This window comes from Burkholderia sp. Ac-20365 (genome assembly GCF_017104715.1).
Taxonomy (GTDB): Bacteria; Pseudomonadota; Gammaproteobacteria; order Burkholderiales; family Burkholderiaceae; genus Paraburkholderia.
On sequence record NZ_JAAGPI010000033.1, the window covers coordinates 83,969 to 101,059 of the forward strand.

At 62.3% G+C, this 17,091-nt stretch carries 14 protein-coding genes; 4 read left to right on the forward strand and 10 right to left on the reverse strand.

Features of this window, described 5'->3' with window-relative positions:
- Nucleotides 1–8: 8 nt before the first annotated feature.
- The 4 genes from G3O01_RS35540 to G3O01_RS35555 all read right to left on the reverse strand — a co-directional run bounded on the left by G3O01_RS35540 (nucleotide 9) and on the right by G3O01_RS35555 (nucleotide 4,375).
- Nucleotides 9–1,223, reverse strand: coding sequence for an efflux RND transporter periplasmic adaptor subunit (locus tag G3O01_RS35540; RefSeq protein WP_205811679.1), 1,215 nt, complete (start codon nucleotides 1,221–1,223; stop codon nucleotides 9–11).
- A 111-nt stretch (nucleotides 1,224–1,334) separates the two neighbouring features.
- The gene (locus tag G3O01_RS35545) at nucleotides 1,335–2,903 is read right to left on the reverse strand and encodes an efflux transporter outer membrane subunit (protein WP_205811680.1); all 1,569 of its coding nucleotides are present in this window, start codon (nucleotides 2,901–2,903) and stop codon (nucleotides 1,335–1,337) included.
- 99 nt (nucleotides 2,904–3,002) lie between these two features.
- Nucleotides 3,003–3,578: a TetR/AcrR family transcriptional regulator gene (locus tag G3O01_RS35550; protein WP_346779245.1), complete on the reverse strand. Its 576-nt coding sequence runs from the start codon at nucleotides 3,576–3,578 to the stop codon at nucleotides 3,003–3,005.
- A gap of 437 nt (nucleotides 3,579–4,015) precedes the next feature.
- Nucleotides 4,016–4,375, reverse strand: coding sequence for a hypothetical protein (locus tag G3O01_RS35555; RefSeq protein ID WP_241024550.1), 360 nt, complete (start codon nucleotides 4,373–4,375; stop codon nucleotides 4,016–4,018).
- Nucleotides 4,376–4,568: 193 nt separating this feature from the next.
- Here G3O01_RS35555 and G3O01_RS35560 point away from each other — a divergent pair, with 193 nt between their 5' ends.
- The gene (locus tag G3O01_RS35560) at nucleotides 4,569–5,171 is read left to right on the forward strand and encodes a GNAT family N-acetyltransferase (protein WP_205811683.1); all 603 of its coding nucleotides are present in this window, start codon (nucleotides 4,569–4,571) and stop codon (nucleotides 5,169–5,171) included.
- Here the strand turns inward: G3O01_RS35560 and G3O01_RS35565 are convergent.
- Nucleotides 5,122–6,009, reverse strand: a complete 888-nt coding sequence (locus G3O01_RS35565; protein ID WP_205811684.1) for a hypothetical protein — start codon at nucleotides 6,007–6,009, stop codon at nucleotides 5,122–5,124. The genes G3O01_RS35560 and G3O01_RS35565 overlap by 50 nt on opposite strands.
- Nucleotides 6,010–6,201: 192 nt before the next feature.
- On the opposite strand from G3O01_RS35565, the gene G3O01_RS35570 reads away from it, so the two are divergent.
- Nucleotides 6,202–7,263, forward strand: coding sequence for a catalase family peroxidase (locus tag G3O01_RS35570; protein ID WP_205811685.1), 1,062 nt, complete (start codon nucleotides 6,202–6,204; stop codon nucleotides 7,261–7,263).
- A complete protein-coding gene (locus tag G3O01_RS35575; protein WP_205811686.1) occupies nucleotides 7,260–7,793 on the forward strand; it encodes a cytochrome b in 534 nt (177 codons plus the stop codon). Before G3O01_RS35570 ends, G3O01_RS35575 begins: the two co-directional genes overlap by 4 nt.
- Here the strand turns inward: G3O01_RS35575 and G3O01_RS45635 are convergent.
- The 5 genes from G3O01_RS45635 to G3O01_RS35600 form a co-directional block, all read right to left on the reverse strand.
- Entirely contained in the window at nucleotides 7,769–8,326 is a 558-nt protein-coding gene (locus G3O01_RS45635; RefSeq protein ID WP_277403074.1) for an acyltransferase, read from the reverse strand. The genes G3O01_RS35575 and G3O01_RS45635 overlap by 25 nt on opposite strands.
- Before the next feature lie 197 nt (nucleotides 8,327–8,523).
- Complete coding sequence (locus G3O01_RS35585; RefSeq protein WP_205811687.1) at nucleotides 8,524–11,235, reverse strand: AAA family ATPase; 2,712 nt, start codon at nucleotides 11,233–11,235, stop codon at nucleotides 8,524–8,526.
- A gap of 75 nt (nucleotides 11,236–11,310) precedes the next feature.
- Entirely contained in the window at nucleotides 11,311–13,695 is a 2,385-nt protein-coding gene (locus G3O01_RS35590; RefSeq protein WP_205811688.1) for a phosphoketolase family protein, read from the reverse strand.
- A gap of 396 nt (nucleotides 13,696–14,091) precedes the next feature.
- Nucleotides 14,092–15,426, reverse strand: coding sequence for an argininosuccinate synthase (gene argG / locus G3O01_RS35595; RefSeq protein WP_205811689.1), 1,335 nt, complete (start codon nucleotides 15,424–15,426; stop codon nucleotides 14,092–14,094).
- Between the two features lie 122 nt (nucleotides 15,427–15,548).
- Entirely contained in the window at nucleotides 15,549–16,004 is a 456-nt protein-coding gene (locus G3O01_RS35600; RefSeq protein ID WP_205811695.1) for an ATPase, read from the reverse strand.
- Between the two features lie 165 nt (nucleotides 16,005–16,169).
- Here G3O01_RS35600 and G3O01_RS35605 point away from each other — a divergent pair.
- Nucleotides 16,170–17,091, forward strand: a 922-nt coding sequence (locus G3O01_RS35605; RefSeq protein ID WP_241024552.1) for a SulP family inorganic anion transporter, incomplete at its 3' end; no start/stop codon positions are given.

The following is a 17,091-nucleotide window of genomic DNA, read 5'->3' on the forward strand; positions in this document are numbered from 1 at the left end:
GCGCTCTCCTACTTCGCCGCGCTGGCGGGAGCCGCTGCCGCCGCTGCACCTGCCGACGCCGCTGCCGCGCCCGATGCGGCCGCCGGCGGCTGCCACGCGACAGGCTTCACGGGCGCGCCTTCATGCGCCATCTGCACGCCCGTCACGATGATCTCATCGCCATCGTTCAGGCCGTGCGTCACGATCCAGTTGTTGCCCTGGCTGTTCATCGTCTCGACGTCCTTGCGCGCGACCTTGTTGTCGGCGCCGACAGTGAGCACGTAGCCACCCGTCGTATCGCGCAGCAAGGCCTGCTGCGGGACGAGGAACACGTTGTTCTCCTTGCCGAAATCGACTGTCAGCGACACGAACATGCCCGGCAGCAGTTGCCGCCGCGGGTTCGCGATCAGCGCGCGCAGATTGACGGCGCCGGTCGAGGCGTTCACCGTCACGTCGGAGAAATCGAGCGCGCCTGCGCTGCCATACGGCGTGCCGTTGGGCAACGCGATCTTCACTGACACCTGGTTCTGCTGCGACAGATCGATCGAGCCGCCCGTTTGCGCCTGCTGCAGCGTGGCGAGATCGGCGGAGCTGATCGTGAAGTTCACGTACATCGGGTCGATCTGCTGGATAGTGGTCAGCAGCGTGCCGTTGCCGCCGGAGTCGGTCGTGCTGGTGCCGACCACCGCGCCCGCCGTCACCTGCTGCTGCCCGGCAATGCCGCTGATGGGCGCCGTCACGCGCGTGTAGTCGAGCGAGATCCGCGCGCTCTGGACGGTCGCTTCGTCGGCTTTCACCTTGGCGGCGGCGCTGCGTTCGGCGGCGTCGGAGTTGTCGACCGTCTGTTGCGAAACCGAGCCGACCGGCAGCAGCTTGCGGTTGCGTGCGGCCGTGATGTGATCGTTGATGTAAGTGGCGCGGTCTTCGGCGAGGATCGCGAGATCGTTGTCGAGTTGCGCGCGATAGAAGGTCGGATCGATTTCGAACAGCAGTTGCCCTGCGCGCACCTGCGAGCCTTCCGTGTAATTGCGCTTGAGCAGCACGCCCGACACGCGCGCCGTCACATTCGCGCTGTAATACGGCGACAACCGGCCGACAAAGCGCCGCTCGAGCGGCACCGTCTGCGCCTGCACCTTCATCGTTGCCACCTGCGGCGGCGGCGGAGGCGGCGCCTTCTTCGAGCACGCGGCCAGCACGATCAGACACAGACATAACAGCGACACGCGTTCCAAACGTGACTTCATGAGAACTCCGTTCTTGCTGGACACAGGCACACGCGGGCTGCACTCGGCATATCGCGGTTCAGTGTCGGGTGATCGTGTTGAACTGCGTGTCTTTCAAATGTGTCGATCGTTTCAGTCGGACGGACTGGACGATTGCTGCGCGACGGGCCGTATCGCGCTTGCCGAAGCCGGCGACGCGGCATCGGCGTCGGTACGCTGCCAGCCGCCGCCGAGATTCTTCACGAGCAGCACATGACTCTGCGCAAGCTGCGCCTGCGTGTCGCGCAGACCCTGTTGCGCCTGAATCAGCGTCAGCCGCTGGTTCAGCACGTTTTGCTGGCTCACGGCGCCCGCCGCGAACTGCGCCTCTTCGCTCGCGAAGAGGCGCGTGCTGCTGTCGAGCACCTGCGCGAAGGCGCGCTCCTGTACGCGCAGATGGTTCACTGACGACAGACTGTCCTCCACGCTCTGGAATGCACCGAGCACGGTGTTGCGATAGGTGGCGACGTTTTCGTCGTAGGTCGCGCGTGCTTCGTGCACCGCGGCCGTGCGCGCACCGCCGTCGAAAATGGTTTGCGCGAGATCCGGGCCGAGCGTCCAGAAACGGTTCGGCACGGTGAACAGATGCGCGAGCGTGCTGTGCGCGAAGCCGCCTTCGGCAGATAGCGTCAGGGTCGGGAAGAACGCTGCTTCTGCCACGCCGATGCCCGCGTTGGCCGCCGCTGCCGAACGCTCGGCGCTGACCACGTCGTAACGCCGTTCAAGCAGCTGCGACGGCAGCGAAGTCGGCACAGCGGGCGACACGAAGTGATAGTCGGGATCGGGGTCGATGCTGAACGACTCGGGCGGCAAGCCCGCCAGCACGGCCAGCGCGTGCTCGTCATGTTCGCGGTTGATTTCCGTCGTCTGCAGATCGGCGATGATGGTTTGCAGGTCTTCCTGTGCAACGAGTACGTCGTCGCTGGAAGCGGCGCCTTCGACGTAGGCTGTCTGCACGATCGCAAGGATGCGCGCGTACGCGTCCTGCTGTTCCTTCAACGCGCGGATGTCATAGTCGGCCTGCCGCAACGCGAAGTAATCGGTGGCCACGCTGGCCGCGATGGAAATGCGCTCGCCTGCAAGTTGCGCATCGGACGCCTGCGCGTTGGCCTTCGCTTCCTCGATCTGCCTCCGTATCGCGCCCCACAGGTCCAGCTCCCAACTGACGGAGCCGAGCGCCACGACGTTATTGCCCACGCCGCCTGCTGCCGACGCCGTCGTTCCTGTCGAGCGGCCCGCGCTCAACGCCGAGACGTTACCGCCGGAACGCGAACCGGACAGGCCCGCTGTAATGGTAGGAAAAAGGCCCGCACGGTTCGCATCGACCGTTGCGAGCGCGAGGCGATAGGCGGCCTCTGCTGCGGCGATCGACTGGTTGGCCCGCAACGACTGGTCGACGAGACTGTTGAGCTTGTCGTCGCCATACATGCGCCACCATGTGCTGTCGATCGCGCCTTGCGGGTTTGCATCGGCACGCTGCCAGTCGACACCTTCCTTGAAACCTTCGGGAATCTGCACTTCCGGCCGACGATAGTCCGGACCCATCATGCAAGCCGCAAGCGACATGACGACGAGCGCAAGTCCACCCAGCGATGCAAGCCGCCATTGCGTTTGCCCGTGCCCCGTATGTGCAATACGCGAGGCACGCGAAGCCGTTTTCATGCATTTGCCTCCATATACTGGAACAGCATTCCCGCACAACGTTACTTCGTATGACTAATTAATTTGAATTAAAGTAGAAATGCAATTGAAAGCTCTATTTCACCGGATTGCGGACCCTGCAATGAAAATCCGGACTGCCTGCCTCGCGATCACCCGTCTTCTCGCGACACTTGGACGTCGCGCGCCCATCAACAGCATTCTTGCGCGCACGCCGCCCAGCACGAGATGAACGAACTGTTCGGCGGCGAGTTCGATATCGTCGAATTCGAGTTCGCCGCTTTCCACCGCCGCGCGCAAATAGCATTCGAGCGGCTCGATACCAATCAGTCTGCCGCCTTCCTGATACAGCCCGGCCGAGAGCGCGGGAAAACGGCGTGTCTCGACCAGCAGAACCCAGTAAAGCTGCGTCATGTCCTCGCGCGTACCGATATCGAGCAGATGCAGCGCTGCCCGTTCGAGCACGTCGCCGGGCGCGCCTGGGCTCGTGACGATGTGCGCGAGTTCTTCACGCCAGGTCCGCCCGAGCATCTCCAGAATCGCGCTGAACAACTGCTCCTTGCTGCCGAAATGGCCATACAAGGTCTTCTTCGCCACGCCCGCGTCGCGGGCAATGTCGTCGAGACTGGTCTCCCGGAAGCCAACCGCCAGAAAGCGCTTCTTGGCGCTGTCGACCACTGCGCGAAGCCGAGCCTTCGACTCGCATCGCGTCAAGCGTCCACCCGGCCCGTGCTTGCGATCAGGATTCATGGCGTCCGAGAACGCGCCATGCGGAAACTCTACCGATGCGTTTCCACGTGGCCGGGATGAGAACCGTGTTTTAGAAAGAGAAAATGTGCCGTCGTGGAGATACGCGAGACAGCAACGCTAAGCAGTATAGTCAATGAATTCGGGCTGTGGCATCCACAATTTATTATTGTTGTTTGCGCAATCGAATTGTCAATTGTCCCGAATTGTCCCGTCCAGCACGACGGAGACATTCAAAATCATTCATTTTATCGACTGCTATTGCCCAGGCATTCAGGCACGACGGTTTAACACGTTCAGCATTACATTTTCAGAAAGAAAGCTTCTGAATGCCGTGCGCGTTGATCTGCAATGTCAAAGCGAGTCGATCAGTATGCCCACCATCCCGGACCCCACATACTCCAGTTCCAGGCCGCGTTTTCATTCATCTCCGCGTTCATGCGTTCCTGGTTGATGAAGTTCTGCTGCAGCTGTTCGCGCTTGTAGTTGTCCCATGCGTTTTCGTCGCCGACATACAGGCAGCCGCATGCATACGGGTCCGCGTAGAGGAAGATCACCTTGCCGTCCTTGACCTTCTGGACGACGCGATTGGGCGGCAACGTGTTCAGTTGCAGGCGTTGCGCATCCGTAGTCACGGGGACGATATGAAAGCCCGCCGCCGACAGCAGATCATTCTTTTCATTGGCGCGCTCGACGGGCGAAGCACACCCGGCAACCAGAACGCTCATGCTTGCAGCTATCAGAATAGTGGTCCAACGGAGCTTCATCTTCTTCCTCATCGAGTAGGCGGGCAATATCGGGGTGCAAACGTGGAGCGTAGATTGCCCACCGTGAATTAGGGGAAAATTACACTGACGCAGCGCATGGCGACCGCCCGCCCTGTCCTGCTCGTTCGACGGCACACTTGAAAACAACGACATCATGCCATTACTGAAACCCATCACGCTGGATACGTCACGGCTGATCCTGCGGCCGCTTCAACAGGACGATGCAGCATCGCTATTTGCCATCTGGTCCGATCCGCTCGCGATGCGGTACTTCTCGTTCGTGCCGATGACGTCCGTCGCGCAAGCTGAGGAGCGTGTGGAACGTAGAATCAGCGGAACTGCCGACGGTGCCTCGATAGCTTGCACGCTCGTGTCGCGGCAGACGGGTGAAGCGCTGGGCGATCTCAGCCTGTTCAACGTGAACGAGCCGTGCCTGAGGGCGGAAATCGGCTTCAGTCTGCAGCGCAGGCACTGGGGCAACGGCTATATGTTCGAAGCCGCTGCACGACTCGTCGATCACGCGTTCGACGCGTTCGGTCTACGCCGCATCGAAGCGGATATCGATCCGCGCAATCAGGCTTCGGCGAATCTGCTTGAACGGCTGGGCTTCAAACGCGAAGGCCTGTTGCGCGAGCGCTGGCGAGTGGGTGACGAAGTGTCGGATAGCGCGCTGTATGGTTTGCTGGAAAGCGAGCGGCGTGTGCCGCTCACATCACCTGTTGCGGCGCCCTTCCCGCCAGCCACAACGCGACATTGAGCGCATAGCGATGCGCGTCCGGCAACGCCTGCTGCTCGGTTTGCATGCTGTTGCCGGGCGGTTCGTCGACAAAGCTCGGTGCGCCGTCGCGCGCGTCCCAGTTGTAGTCCGCGAAATGATGGAAGGTGCTTTGCGCGACGGCCGGGCCGCCACTGCTTGACGGCTCGAAGGCCACAGCCAGATTGAAACTCTTCCCGGTGACCTTGCTCTTGCCGCGCGCAATCACGCGGGCCGATTCGTCGTCGGGCGCATCGACGGCGCCTTCGTGCGGATGCGCCGGGAAGTAACGGATCGCACCCGTTGGAGAATCGGCGTTGCTCAAGAGCGGATGGGTCGACCCGACGACGGCCACTTCCTGAAAGTCCCCATTTGCGCCCGAATGAAAATTGGGCCATGAAATATGGGTCGAATATGGATCGTCGCAAACGCAACGCGACTCGTCGGGATCGATGTTGCGGGTATGGAAGTGATGCGCCTTGCCCACTGCGCCGAGACTGCACAGCGAACAGCCCACGTCCATATGATCGCGCGTGACCAGCAGGCCGCGGCCTGCCTCGCGGAACCGCAGGATGCCTTCGCAATCTTCAGGCGTGAGCCCATCGCCTTCATCGACGGCGAAGAGCCACAACTCGTCGAAGTCCGACTGGTCCAGACGCGAAAGCACCGGGTCCGGCTGACCGCGTTGCTCGCGATCCCGCGCCACCACGTCGAACACGGCGCGCCCTTCGCGGTCGCGATGGTTGCGCAGCAGTTCCGCGAGGCGGCTGAAGCGCGCGATCGACCAGTCATCGGCGACAGGCGGAATGGTCGTTTGCAGAAGGATCTTGATGGTATCCATAGTGGCCACATGGTAGCTGCACTCATCTGAGCGTGCAGTGATGGTAGCCCCATGCATGTGACAGCAACAGGCATGCGTACGGATACACGGTGTTGCCCTTCAGGCACGCATCGCATGTCGCCCGGCTGCCAACTGCACAAACTTTCTGATGCTGCTAGATTTGTCCCCAGCGAAACTCCCTGAGAGGCTTCCATGGCCGACAAACCCGGTTCCCAGGCGTCCACTGCCCGCTCGCTGGTCGTGATCGCAGTCGTTGTTGGCGGCGCGGCCATCGCGTTTGCCTACACGGCTGGCTGGCTGACCCCAAGCCGTCTGACACCCCCGAAAATCGTCAACGCGCTGGCGCCGCCAGGCGGCCCCGCGCTGGGCTTCAGGCGCAATCATGCGAAGGGCATCTGCTTCACCGGCACGTTCGAATCGAATGGAGCGGCTGCTGCATTGTCGAAGGCGCCGATCTTCGCGCAGGGCACGTCGCAGGTAACAGGACGCTTCAATCTCGCGACGCCCGACCCCAAAGCCACCGATCCGAGCGTGCGGGTTCGCGGCCTGGGCCTGCGCATGGTCGCGCCGGATGGCACCGAATGGCGCTCGGCGATGATCGATGCACCCTTCTTCCCCGTCGCGACGCCGCAAGCGTTTTATGCGTTGCTGGAAGCATCGGCGCAAAAAGACAATCCCGATGCAATGAAGCAGTTCATTGCCGCGCATCCCGAGTTCGCCGCGTTCGGCGCATGGGCGACGACGGCACCATGGACGGCTTCATACGCGCAGGATCAGTACAACAGTCTCAACAGCTTCATCTTCACGAATGCGCAAGGGCAGGATTCAGTGGTGCGCTGGTCGTTCGTGCCGGCCGCAAAGCCCGAGCCGGTGTCCCCCGATGTCCTGAAGCAGCGCCCCGCCAACTTCCTCGAAACCGACATCACGCAACGCGTGCAAAGCGCGCCGCAACGCTGGACGCTGGTCGTCACCGTCGCCAACCCTGGCGATCCGACCGCGGACCCGAGCAAGGCATGGCCCGACGATCGCCGCAAGATCGAAGCGGGCACGCTGGTGGTCAGCGCGATCGAGCCCGAGCCGGATGGTCCGTGCCGCGACCTCAACTTCGATCCGACGGTTCTTCCCGCGGGCATGCACGTGTCCGACGATCCGTTCCCCGCTGCGCGCTCGGCCGCGTATTCCGTTTCGTTCAATCGCCGCACCGCTGAAGACAAATACTATCCGCACACGCCTGCCGAAGGAGCGAAGCCATGAAACCGACACTCGAGCGCTTTACGCCTTTGCAGCGCGCACTGCACTGGATCATGGCGATCTGCATTCTGGCGATGCTGTTCATCGGCGTCGGCATGGTCTCCACGATACGTCCCGACTATCTGACGCTGGTGTCGATACACAAGCCGCTAGGCATCGCCATTCTCGTGCTGGCGTTGATACGGCTGGTCGTCAGGCTTACTCGCGGCGCGCCGAGTCTGCCATCCGACATGCCCGAACCGATGAAGCTCGCAGCGTATCTGTCGCATCTCGCGTTCTATGCACTGATGATCGGGCTGCCGCTGATCGGCTGGGGGATGCTGTCCGCGGCGGAGTATCCCGTGATCGTGGCGGGTGTGCAGTTGCCGTGGATCCTGCCGCACAGCAATGAGCTGCATACGCTGCTATGGAATGCGCACCGGTTCCTCGCACTGTGTTTCTTCGCGCTGATTCTCGTGCATCTTGCGGCCGCGCTGTTTCATGCGCTGGTGCGCCGCGACGGCGTATTTCATGCAATGGCGCCCTGGCGCTGAGCGGCTGGTTCGATATCCCTGATCTTGCGTGCCGGCACACCGCCCACCAGCGTATAAGCCGGCACGTCCTTCGTCACGACTGCGCCAGCGGCGATCACGGCCGCCTCGTGAATCGTCACGCCGGGCAGGATCGTTGCGCCTGCACCGATCCACACCTTGTCGCCAACGCGGATCTCCTGATGATCGAGGCCGCGCCCCAGTTCTGGCTCGTAGACGATGCCGTGCGTCGCCGTTTCGAACGATACGCGCGGACCGACCTGCACGTCGTCGCCGATCGAAATGCGGCTATTGCGGCACGCAAGCCGCGTCTGCGCATTCAGATACACGTTGTCGCCGATCGAGATACCGCGAATCGTTTCTTCGTTCAGGCTCAGTTCGAGATTCAACGGGCCGATGATCGTCACGTCCCTGCCGATCGCCATGCCCGCCTTGCGGAATAGCGATGCGCGCACGCGGTTGAACGGACCGTAGATCGGCAGCGTGTTGCCGAGTGCTATGAAGAGGTGTCGTCTGAATGCCGTCAGTAGTTTCATCGTCTGCGTATCGCGCGATCGATAAGACCAACCCGAGGCCACCCCGTCCGATCGCCGATCCGTTTATAAAGCTGCGATTCTACTGACGTGATGCGCGGCGATGTGCGCCGGGTCGCCGAGGTGGCGTGTTGTGCGGAGGTTTTGGCGCGATCGACGGCTCGCGCCACGCATTCGGACGCGAGCCGGACGATGCAAGGTTACTTCACGATGTGCGGCTCGGCCACCGGCTCCGGCTGTTTGTCGCCTGCAGCAGGCCCGAACGTCACCAGTTTCTTGTCGACGTCATAGCGGCACACAATACGCATGCCTTCCTTCACGTCGCCATTGAGCATTTCCCTGGCCAACTGGTTCTCGATCTGCTGCTGGATCTGCCGGCGCAATTCGCGCGCACCGAACTCCGGGCGATACCCTTGCGTCGCGAGATGATCGACGATCGAATCGTCGAATGCGAGTTCGATGTCCTGGCTGCTCGCAAGCCGGCTCACGTGCTCCAGTTGCAGCCGCACGATATGGCGCGTCTCGTCGCGTCCGAGCGACTTGAACAGGATGATGTCGTCGATCCGGTTGAGAAACTCGGGCCTGAAATGCTGGCGCAACACGTTCATCACGCCGCCTTGCACACCCGCCGATCCCGAGTCGCTCAAAAAGCCCGGCCCAGAACGGCTTTGTCCGGCGATCACATCGGCCGCAAGGTTGCTGGTCGCGATGATCAGCGTATTGCTGAAGTCGACCACGCGTCCTTTGCCATCCGTCAGACGGCCGTCGTCGAAGACCTGCAGCAGCACGTTGTACACGTCGGGATGGGCCTTCTCGATCTCGTCGAGCAGGATCACGCTATACGGCTTGCGGCGCACGCGCTCGGTCAGTTGGCCGCCCTCGTCATAGCCGACATAGCCGGGCGGCGCACCGATCAGCCGCGCCACCGTATGGCGCTCCATGTATTCGCTCATGTCGAAGCGCAGCATCGCGTCTTCATCGCCGAATACGACTTCGGCGAGCGCCTTCGCGAGTTCCGTTTTGCCGACGCCCGTCGGCCCGAGAAACAGGAACACAGCAGTCGGCCGATGACGCGCCTGCAAACCCGCGCGCGAGCGGCGCACGGCGTCGCTGACGGCCACCACTGCTTCATCCTGCCCGATCACGCGCCGATGCAGCCGCTCTTCCATCTTCAACAGCCGCTGCTTTTCTTCAGCCGTCAACTGCGCGACAGGAATGCCCGTCATGCGTGCGACGATCTCCGCGACATTCGTGACCGACACGTGCGACGTATTCGTGCCGACACTCTTCTGCCACGCTTCCGTCGCGTCGCGCAGCGCCTGTTCTTTCGCCGCGATTTCGCCATCCAGCGCATGCGCGCGGTCGAACTGCTTGCGCGACGCCGCATAATCCTGCTCGCGTCGCAATTGCGAAATCTCAGCTTCGAGTTCCAGCACGTCAGCGGGACGCGACGTCGACGACAGATTGACGCGCGCCGCGGCCTGGTCGATCAGATCGATGGCCTTGTCGGGCAAGAATCGCCCGGAAATATAGCGGTCCGACAACTCCGCCGCGCCGACGATCGCATCGTCCTGGATCGTCACCTTGTGATGCGCTTCGAGCCGGTCGCGCAAGCCGCGCAGAATATTGATGGTCTGCACGACGCTCGGCTCGGCAATCAGCACAGGCTGGAAGCGCCGTTCGAGCGCAGCGTCTTTCTCGATGTACTTCTGGTATTCGTTGAGCGTCGTCGCGCCGATCAGGTTCAGTTCGCCGCGCGCCATCGCCGGCTTGAACACGTTGGCAATATCGAGCCCGCCTTCATTGCCGCCCTGCCCGGCGCCGACGATCGTATGCACTTCATCGACGAACAGCACCAGTGAGTCCTGATTCGCAAGCACTTCGTCGACCACCTGCTTGACGCGCTCTTCGAACTCGCCGCGATACTTCGCGCCCGCGACGATCGAGTTCACGTTCAGCTCGACGAGCCGCTTGTTACGCAGCGATTCGGGCACATCGCCGTTCACCATCCGCTGCGCAAGACCTTCTACAACAGCCGTCTTGCCGACACCCGGCTCGCCGATCAGCACCGGGTTGTTCTTGCGGCGCCGCGCGAGCACCTCGACCATCGTTTCGATTTCGCTCGATCTCCCGATCACGGGGTCCAGCCGTCCTTCACGCGCGAGTGCGGTCAGATCGCGGCTGTGCTTGTCGAGATTCGGCGTACGCGATGGCGGAGGCGGCGCAGCCGTCTTCTCTTCCGTGCCCGCTGCAAGCAGCGTCTGACGCCGCAACGCCTGCGACTGCACGCCAAGCCGCGCGAGCAACTGACCCGCAAAGCTCTCGGGCACTTCAGCGAGGCCGATCAGCAGATGCTCGGCGCCGACGTAGCTATGCCCCAGTTGCCGCGACGCGATGAACGCGCGTTCGAGCGCGCTTTTCAGGCGCGGCGACACGCCGATGCGCTCCTGCGCAGGCGGCGGTGCGTTATCGCGCTTGACGGCGTTCGCATCGATATAGGCGCGCACGTCGGCCGCTTTCACGCCGAGCGATTCGAGGATCGCGGCGACGTTGGCGTTATCGGCGAGCACGTAGAGAAGATGTTCGGTATCGACTTCCCTGCGTCCCCACTGAACGGCCGCCTCCGCTGCGCGCTGCAGCATCTCGCGTGCAAGCTCGCTGAAATGCTGCTCGATGCTGACGGCCTCGGTGCCTTCGACCGGTTGCTGCTGCGGACCATCGGGCACCGGCTGTTCGCCCGACGCCTGCGCGCGGAACAGCGCTTCAAGCGGCGAAATCGAGCGCTGATGCCGCGTGATCTGCGCGTAGTGAAAGTCGCATACGTCCAGCACCTGGCGCTGCCCGTTCTGCAGCACCGCGAGCCGAACGGTCGCGGGACGAACGCCGCAGATATCGCAAAGTAAGCGTGCCATTGTCGAGCCTCTCCTGACATCGGTGTGTCAGGCTAGCACGCCGCACGCGGGCGTGCAGACATGCGACTGAAAGCATCAACCCGACCACTTCCACTCGCGGATCGCTTCACTGTCGATGCCTTCCGTATGCGCGTAATCGAGGTGCTGGATCTTCTGATCGCGCAAGCGTTCCTTCGCGTGATCGCCGACGCCTCGCAGACGCGGCACACGGTCGATCACATCGATCGCGAGCGAAAAGCGGTCGATACCGTTGATGATTGCCAGTTCCAGCGGCGTATTGATGTTGCCCTTCTCCGCATAGCCGTGCACGTGGATGTTTTCGTGATTCGTGCGTCGATAGGTCAGCTTGTGAACGAGCGTTGCATACGAATGGAAATTGAAGATCACCGGCTTGTTCGTCGTGAACAGCGAGTCGAAGTCGCGTGCCGACAATCCGTGCGGATGATCGGAATCCGGCATCAGCCTGAACAGATCCACCACGTTCACAAAGCGCATCCGCAGATCGGGGAACAGCCCTTTGAGAATTTCCACTGCGGCGAGCGCTTCCATGGTCGGAATGTCGCCGGCGCTTGCCATCACGACATCGGGCTCGTGGTCCTGATCCGTCGAAGCCCAGTCCCAGATGCCGATGCCCTTTGTGCAATGCGTGATCGCCGATTGCATGTCGAGATACTGCAAATGCGGCTGCTTGTCGGCGACGATCACGTTCACATAATCACGCGAGCGCAGGCAATGATCGGCGACGCTCAACAGGCAGTTCGCGTCGGGCGGCAGATAGATCCGCACGACATCGGGGCTCTTGTTCGTGACGACATCGAGAAAGCCCGGATCCTGATGCGTAAAACCGTTGTGATCCTGCCGCCAGACCAGCGACGTGATCAACAGATTCAACGAAGGCACAGGCTGCCGCCAGCGCAATTCGCGCTTGGCTTTCTCGAGCCATTTCGCGTGCTGGTTGAACATCGAATCGATCACATGCACGAACGCTTCGTAGGTGGCGAACAGGCCGTGCCGCCCCGTCAGCGTATAGCCTTCGAGCCAGCCTTCCAGCGTGTGCTCGCTGAGCATTTCCATCACGCGGCCATCGACGGAGAGTTCACCGCCGTCGCTATCGGATTCGACGATCTGCGCAAGCCACGTCTTCTGCGAGGCTTCGTAAATTGCCGTGAGCTTGTTGCTGGCGGTTTCGTCGGGACCGAATACGCGAAAGCTCGTCATATTGCGACGCATGACGTCGCGCAGAAACTGCCCGAGCACATCGGTGGGCGATACATAAGTTGTGCCCGGCGTGCCGACGTCAACGGCATAGGCGGAGAAATCGGGCAAATCCAGCGCTTTGCACAATGCGCCGCCGTTCGCATGCGGGTTCGCGCTGATCCGCCGCGCGCCTTCCGGCGCAAGCGCACGCAACTCCGCGACGAGCCGCCCGGATTCGTCGAACAGCTTTTCCGGCTCGTAGCTGCGCAGCCATGATTCGACCAGCTTCAGGCTTTTATCGTTGCTGGCGGGATCCGCGACGGGAACCTGATGCGCGCGCCATGTGCCTTCAATCTTGTGTCCGCCGAATTCGCGCGGTCCCGTCCAGCCCTTTGGAGAACGTAGCACGATCATCGGCCAGCGCGGCCGCTGTATATCGCCTTCGTGACGCGCGCGTTGCTGGATCGCACGAATGTCGTCGATGCACTGATCGAGCGTCGCGGCCATCTTCTGATGCATGGTCTCCGGCTCGTCGCCTTCGACGAAATACGGCCTGTAACCATAGCCGGTTAACAGCGCTTCGAGTTCTTCATGCGGAATGCGCGCGAGTATCGTCGGGTTCGCGATCTTGTAGCCATTCAGATGCAGAACGGGCAGCACCGCGCCGTCGCGTGCCGGATTCAGGAATTTGTTCGAATGCCACGATGTCGCAAGCGGGCCCGTTTCCGCCTCGCCATCGCCGATCATCACGGTGACGATCAGATCGGGATTATCGAACGCAGCGCCATAGCCGTGCGACAGGCTATAGCCCAATTCCCCGCCTTCGTGAATTGAGCCCGGCGTCTCGGGCGTGCAGTGCGAGCCGATGCCGCCGGGAAACGAAAACAGCTTGAAAAGACGCGCCATACCTTCTTCCGTTTCAGCGCGATCCGGATAGATCTCTGAATAGCGCCCTTCCAGGTAGCTGTGCGCGAGCGTTGCGGGTGCGCCGTGGCCCGGCCCTGAAATAAAGATCACATTGAGATCGCGCTGTCTGATCACGCGGTTCAGATGCACGAGCACGAAGCTCTGTCCGGGATCCGAGCCCCAGTGGCCAAGCAGGCGCCGCTTGATGTGCTCGGGCGCGAGCGGCTCGCGCAATAGCGGATTCGCGCGCAGATAAATCATGCCGCCAGACAGGTAATTGCATGCCCGCCAGTAGCGGTCCATGTTGCGCAGTTCGTCGGCTTGCAACGGTGCGGATTGCAGGCGGGTGTCGTCCATTGAGCGTCTCCATTTCAGGTGGTTTCGCGGGGCGCAGTGCCTTCCTAAGGATAGGAGGTGCTTCGCGTATGTCTATTGCGAATGCACGAGTCTTTGACTTAAGCAGCACATGGATTGCGACACTGTTTTTTTCGCTTGCAATTGATGGCCCGTGCGCGCAGCAACCGTTACGCAGATAGACGAGCGCAATGGACGGACGAGTCCGATTCGCAAGGACGCGAATCGTAAGGATGGATAGCGGGAGGAACATCGGCACGCGAACGGTGCCGATGGATGCGCAGGCAACAAAACGTGATGCGTCACGTGGCGTCACGCATCAAGGAAACGGGGCGGGTTTTCGCGCGCTTCGTTACGAAAGCATCTGCGCGAAAAACCCGCCCCGTCAGGCAAACAGATTTACTCGGTATCGTTCTTCAGTTGCGGCAATGCCGACGACTCGCCCGGTGCAAGCAGACCAACCTGCGAGTACACGCGCAGCTTGTCGCGCGTATCGGTGATGTCGAGGTTGCGCATCGTCAGCTGGCCGATACGGTCGCGCGGCGAGAACGTCGACGCAACCTTCTCCATCGACAGACGTTCCGGCTGATACGTCAGGTTCGGCGACTTCGTGCTCAGCAGCGAATAGTCGTTGCCGCGGCGCAGTTCGAGCGTCACTTCGCCCGTGATCGCGCGCGCGACCCAGCGTTGTGCCGTTTCGCGCAGCATGATGGCTTGCGGATCGAACCAGCGGCCCTGATACAGCAGGCGGCCGAGGCGGCGGCCGTTTTCACGGTACTGCTCGATCGTGTCTTCGTTGTGAATGCCCGTCACGAGGCGTTCATAAGCGATGAACAGCAGCGCCAGACCCGGGGCTTCGTAGATGCCGCGGCTCTTCGCTTCGATGATGCGGTTTTCGATCTGGTCGCTCATGCCCAGACCATGACGGCCGCCGATGCGGTTCGCTTCGAGCAGCAGTTCGACGGCATTCGGGAAGGTCTTGCCGTTCAGCGCGACGGGCTGGCCTTCCTCGAAGCGGATCGTGACTTCTTCCTTCGCGATCTGCACGTCGTCGCGCCAGAACGCGACGCCCATGATCGGGTTGACGATCTTGATGCCCGATTCCAGGCTTTCGAGGTCTTTCGCTTCGTGCGTCGCGCCGAGCAGGTTCGAATCGGTCGAATAGGCCTTTTCAGCCGACATCTTGTACTCGAAGCCCGACTGGCGCATGAACTCGGACATTTCCGCGCGGCCGCCGAGTTCGTCGATGAACTGCTGGTCGAGCCACGGCTTGTAGATCTTCAGATCCGGATTGACGAGCAGGCCGTAACGGTAGAAACGCTCGATGTCGTTGCCCTTGTACGTGCTGCCATCGCCCCAGATATTGACGCCATCTTCCTTCATCGCGGCGACAAGCATGGTGCCCGTCACGGCGCGGCCGATCGGCGTGGTGTTGAAGTACGTGACGCCTGCCGTCGAAATATGGAACGCGCCGCATTGCAGCGCGGCAATGCCTTCCGCGACCAGCTGCGCGCGGCAGTCGATCAGGCGGGCGCCTTCTGCGCCGTATTCCTTGGCGCGGCGCGGGATCGAATCGTAGTCGTCTTCGTCCGGCTGACCGAGATTTGCCGTGTACGCGTACGGAACGGCGCCCTTCAAGCGCATCCAGTGCAGCGCGGCGCTCGTGTCGAGGCCGCCGGAGAACGCAATACCGACCTTCTGGCCGGTCGGAAGATTTTCGAGGATTGTGCTCATGATCAAAACCGTTGAATCGACTTTTGAAGGGAATAGGCGAAACTTTATCAGACAAGCCCGTCCGCGAGCCGGATTCGGCGGAAATCGGGCTTCGCGCGGCCTTATTTAGGCCCTTGCGCGCGTCAAATATCGGGGTGCAGCGGGTCGTCCAGAATCGAAGGCGGCACGGAGTCGGGATCGATCGCTTTGGCGTCGGCAAAGCACTGCTCGGCCACCTGGATCATGCCCACGGCCGCGTCGATCAGTTCGTCCAGACGGTCCAGCAGCGCGTCGGGGGCTTCGGCTTCGTCCGGCGTCCCGGCATGCCCCGTAAGCTGCGCAATCATCGTTTCCGCCGTCTGCAGATACGGAATCGCCTCGTGGTAGTTCTCGATCGACACCAGCGCATTGCTGCGCGCGCCGACCAGCAGGCTGCGGTAGTGGTCCGCCAGCTCGGTCTCGCCGCCGATCCGGTGCAGCTTGTCGGAAATGCGCTGCAGGCAGGGAGGCACCTGCTCTTCGAGCGCGGCCGCGCGGTGCCGCAGATCGGCGTATTCGGCGAGCAGCTGGTCCTGGTCGAACGGGGAAACGCTGTCCATCTCGGGCGGGTCGTTGTCTGGTGAACCCAGCATCTTACTGCACGGCGTAAAGTCCAGGCGCGCCGGGGCCGATGACCTACACTTCCCACAACCGTACAAAAACCAGACAGCGGCCGGATGGACGGCCGCTCGCATCGCCTGCTGAAATACGGAGGCTTCGCGATCATGGGACACGATACATCGGCACACGCTGCCCGGCATTGGCGGATTCCGCTTCCCGAGTGGATGCCCGGCTATCGCAAGGAATGGCTGAAGCTGGACCTCGTCGCGGGCGTCACGGCGGCAGCCGTGGTGCTGCCCAAGGCGCTCGCGTATGCATCGGTGGCGGGGCTGCCCGTCGAAGTCGGCCTGTACACGGCGTTCGTGCCGATGGTGATCTACGCGTTCTTCGGCACGTCCCGCCCGCTCAGCGTCAGCACCAGCGCGACGCTCGCCATCCTCACGGCCGCCGCGCTCGCGCAGGCCGTTCCTGGCGGCGATACAGCCTCACTGATACGCGCGACGGCGACGCTCACGCTGCTGGTCGGTGCAATCCTGGCGCTGGCCGCGCTGCTGCGCCTCGGCTTCGTCGCGAACTTCATCTCGGACCCTGTGCTGACGGGTTTCAAGGCGGGCATTGCCGTCGTTATCGTGCTGGATCAGTTGCCAAAGCTGCTCGGGATTCATCCCGACAAGGGTTCGTTCTTCCACAACGTCGCGGCCGTCGTGATGGGCATTCCGCACGCGTCATGGTGGACGCTCGCCGTCGGCGTGGCGACGATCGTCCTGCTCGTGGCCTTCGAGCACCTGCTGCCGCGCGCGCCCGCCCCGCTGATCGCCGTCGCGTGCGGGATCGGCGCGGTCGTGCTGCTGGACCTGCCCGAACACGGCGTGGGCGTGGTCGGCCATATTCCGACGGGACTGCCGTCTGTCGTGATGCCCGACTTCTCGCTGATTGCTTCACTGTGGAAGGACGCCGCCGGCATCGCGCTGATGAGCTTCACTGAAACCATCGCGGCGGGTCGCGCGTTCGCCGCGAGCGGCGAGCCTGCGCCGCGGGCAAATCGCGAACTGTTCGCAACCGGCCTCGGCAACGCCGCGGGCGCGC

Coding starts and splice junctions, on each gene's coding strand:
- G3O01_RS35590 (WP_205811688.1), bottom strand. CDS start 13,695: ATGGACGACACCCGCCTGCAATCCGCACCGTTGCAAGCCGACGAACTG.
- G3O01_RS35565 (WP_205811684.1), bottom strand. CDS start 6,009: ATGGATACCATCAAGATCCTTCTGCAAACGACCATTCCGCCTGTCGCC.
- G3O01_RS35585 (WP_205811687.1), bottom strand. CDS start 11,235: ATGGCACGCTTACTTTGCGATATCTGCGGCGTTCGTCCCGCGACCGTT.
- argG (WP_205811689.1), bottom strand. CDS start 15,426: ATGAGCACAATCCTCGAAAATCTTCCGACCGGCCAGAAGGTCGGTATT.
- G3O01_RS35560 (WP_205811683.1), top strand. CDS start 4,569: ATGCCATTACTGAAACCCATCACGCTGGATACGTCACGGCTGATCCTG.
- G3O01_RS35545 (WP_205811680.1), bottom strand. CDS start 2,903: ATGAAAACGGCTTCGCGTGCCTCGCGTATTGCACATACGGGGCACGGG.
- G3O01_RS35575 (WP_205811686.1), top strand. CDS start 7,260: ATGAAACCGACACTCGAGCGCTTTACGCCTTTGCAGCGCGCACTGCAC.
- G3O01_RS35540 (WP_205811679.1), bottom strand. CDS start 1,223: ATGAAGTCACGTTTGGAACGCGTGTCGCTGTTATGTCTGTGTCTGATC.
- G3O01_RS35570 (WP_205811685.1), top strand. CDS start 6,202: ATGGCCGACAAACCCGGTTCCCAGGCGTCCACTGCCCGCTCGCTGGTC.
- G3O01_RS45635 (WP_277403074.1), bottom strand. CDS start 8,326: ATGAAACTACTGACGGCATTCAGACGACACCTCTTCATAGCACTCGGC.
- G3O01_RS35555 (WP_241024550.1), bottom strand. CDS start 4,375: ATGAGCGTTCTGGTTGCCGGGTGTGCTTCGCCCGTCGAGCGCGCCAAT.
- G3O01_RS35600 (WP_205811695.1), bottom strand. CDS start 16,004: ATGGACAGCGTTTCCCCGTTCGACCAGGACCAGCTGCTCGCCGAATAC.